General features: G+C 67.5%; 2 protein-coding genes. Both read right to left on the reverse strand.

What is annotated here, in order from left to right; translation table 11 throughout:
* Nucleotides 1-697, reverse strand: a 697-nt coding sequence (gene recA / locus E4680_RS13610; RefSeq protein WP_135282968.1) for a recombinase RecA, incomplete at its 3' end; no start/stop codon positions are given.
* A 183-nt stretch (nucleotides 698-880) separates the two neighbouring features.
* Nucleotides 881-3,024 (reverse strand): hybrid sensor histidine kinase/response regulator (locus E4680_RS13615; protein WP_135282969.1); only part of this gene is annotated, 2,144 nt, incomplete at its 5' end.

A 3,024-nucleotide genomic window follows, 5' to 3' on the forward strand; every position in this document is an offset into this window, starting at 1 on the left:
GCACCGACGCATAGAACTTCAGCGCGTTGCCGCCGGTCGTGGTTTCCGGATTGCCGAACATCACCCCGATCTTCATGCGGATCTGGTTGATGAACACGATCATGCAGCGCGACCGCGAGATCGACGCGGTGAGCTTACGCAGCGCCTGGCTCATCAGCCGCGCCTGGAGGCCGACATGGGCGTCGCCCATCTCGCCTTCCAGCTCGGCGCGGGGCACCAGGGCGGCGACGCTGTCGACGACGAGCACGTCGACGGCGCCCGAGCGCACCAGCGTGTCGGCGATCTCCAGCGCCTGTTCGCCGGTATCGGGCTGCGAGATCAGCAGGTCCTCGACCTTGACCCCCAGCTTGCGCGCATAGACGGGGTCGAGGGCGTGCTCGGCATCGATGAAGGCGCAGGTGCCGCCGTTCCGCTGGGCCTCGGCCACGGTATGCAGGGCCAGGGTCGTCTTGCCCGAGCTTTCGGGGCCGTAGATCTCGACCACCCGGCCGCGCGGCAGGCCGCCGATGCCGAGCGCGATGTCGAGCCCCAGCGACCCGGTCGAGATCGCCTCGGTCTCGACCACCGAATCGCTCGCCCCCAGCTTCATGATCGAGCCTTTGCCGAAGGCCCGTTCGATCTGGCCCAAGGCGGCGTCGAGCGCCTTTTGCTTGTCCATGCCGTTCTTCTCGACGAGATGCAGCGCGGTAGAGGTCATGACCGCTCCCCTTCTTATTCCATACCCGAGACACCGGTTCAATGCGGCCATTTATTCATGATTTGTTCTCTTTTGCAACCCCATCCACAACGCATTGAAAATAAAAGTGTTTTTCCTGCGTGTTCCGATTGTGTTCCGAACGGGCGCGCACAAGGCGCGAACCGGCGGGGCGGCCGGGCGCGCCTAGGGCGCGGGGCGGGCGATGACTTCCTTCACCTTGCTGGCGAGCTGCTGCAGGCTGAAGGGCTTGGGCAGGAAATGGAGGTCCGTGTCGCTGCCGACCCGCTTGCGAAACGCGTCCTCCGCATAGCCGGAGATGAAGATCACCTTCATGTCGGGCCGGGTCTCGCGCACCACCTTGACGAGTTCCGGTCCGTCCAGCTGCGGCATCACCACGTCGGTGACGATCACGTCGATGGGCTCGTCGCCGCGGCGGATCACCGCCAGCGCGCCCTCGCCGCTGTTCGCCTCGATCACGCGGTAGCCCTTGTTGCGCAGGGCACGGACGCTGAACTGGCGGACCGCGTCCTCGTCCTCGACCAAAAGGACGGTGCCGGCGCCCGTCAGGTCCTTGTTCTTGGGCTGGACCACGGTTTCGGCGGCCGTCTGCTCGTCGGCGTGGCGCGGCAGGTAAATGCGGAAGGTCGTCCCCTTGCCCAGCGCGCTCTTGACGAAGACGTAGCCGCCGGTCTGCTTGACGATCCCGTAGACGGTGGAGAGGCCCAGCCCGGTGCCCGACCCCACGGCCTTGGTCGAGAAGAAGGGCTCGAAGATCCGCCCCAGATGCTCGGACGCGATCCCGGTCCCGGTATCGTCGATCTCGACCAGGACATAATCGCCCTCGGGCAGCAGCTCGTGGCCGTACTTGACCGGATCGTCGACCCGCGCGTTGCTGGTCCGGATCGTCATCGTCCCGCCGTCGGGCATCGCGTCGCGGGCGTTGACCGCCAGGTTGATGATCACCTGCTCGATCTGGCCCTGGTCCACCTTGACCAAGCCGAGATCCCGGTCGTGGATCGTCTTCAGCTCGATCCGGGCGCCGATCAGGCGGCGCAGCAGGCTGGAGATGTCGGCAACCACGTCGGTGAGGTTGAGGATCTTCGGCTGCAGGGTCTGCTGGCGCGAGAAGGCGAGCAGCTGGCGCACCAGATTGGCGGCGCGGTTGGCGTTCTGCTTGATCTGCATGATGTCGGCGAAGGATTCCTCGCCGGGCTTGTGGCGCAGCAGCAGAAGGTCGCAGAAGCCGATCATCGCGGTCAGCAGATTGTTGAAATCGTGGGCGACGCCGCCCGCGAGCTGGCCCACCGCCTGCATCTTCTGGGACTGGGCGAACTGCATCTCCAGATTCTTCTGCTCGGTCGTGTCGATCAGATGCAGCATGTGGCCGGTCTCGCCGCCGTCCTCCTGGCGCATGCGGCTGATATAGAGCGAGGCGACGGCGCCGTTCCCCGAATCCAGCCGCACGTCCAGCGGCACCGTGGCGGCGCCGTCGGCCCGGGCGCCGGCCAGACGCGCGGCCACCGGGGCCCGATCCTCCTCGCCGAACAGATCGACGACCTGCCGGCCGCCGATCTCTTCCAGCCGCCGCCCGGCCATGTCGAGGAAGGCCTGGTTGGCCGTGTCGATCCGCCCTTCCGAATCCAGCAGCACGATTCCGATCGGCGCCACGGCGAAGAACTGCTCCAGGCGGTACTGGGAGTGCGACAGCGCCCGTTCCCATTCCCGGATCTGGGTCAGGTCGCGGACGACGGAATGGATGACCGGCCCCTCGCCGTCGGCGCCCAGAACCAGACGCTGGGCGATATGGGCCTGGAACGCGCCGCCCCCGGCGCCGCGGAGGACGACCTCGCCGGTCGCATCCCCCTGGGACGCGGGAAACGGGCTGTAGGGCGCGTCCGGGACGGCGCCGTCGGCCAGGAAATCGCCCAGGCGTCTGGCCCCGTCCAGAAGCGCCGCCGGGGTCGTCCCCAGCCAATCGGCGAACACGTGATTGACGAACATGAAGCGGCCGTCCGCGTCGACCGAATAGAAGCCGATCGGCGCGTTCTCGACGAAGTTGACCAGCTTCTGCTGATCTTCGCGGATCACCTGCTCCATCTGCCGGCGGGCGGTGATGTCCTCCACGTTCCAGACCGTGAAGCCGGGCCGGCTGCCTAGCGGATTAACCGCCACTTCGCGCCACTCGACGCCGGTCTCGCCGTCGCGGAGCGGCAGGTCCGCCTTCGCGCTGCGCCCGTCGGCGGCGGCGGCCCGGAGCTGGGCCATCTCGCCCCCGCCCTCCGCGCCGAACAACGAATCCAGGGCGTCCAGCGGCGCGGAGGGCGGGG

The sequence above is a fragment of the Candidatus Macondimonas diazotrophica genome (assembly GCF_004684205.1).
Taxonomy (GTDB): domain Bacteria; phylum Pseudomonadota; class Gammaproteobacteria; order UBA5335; family UBA5335; genus Macondimonas; species Macondimonas diazotrophica.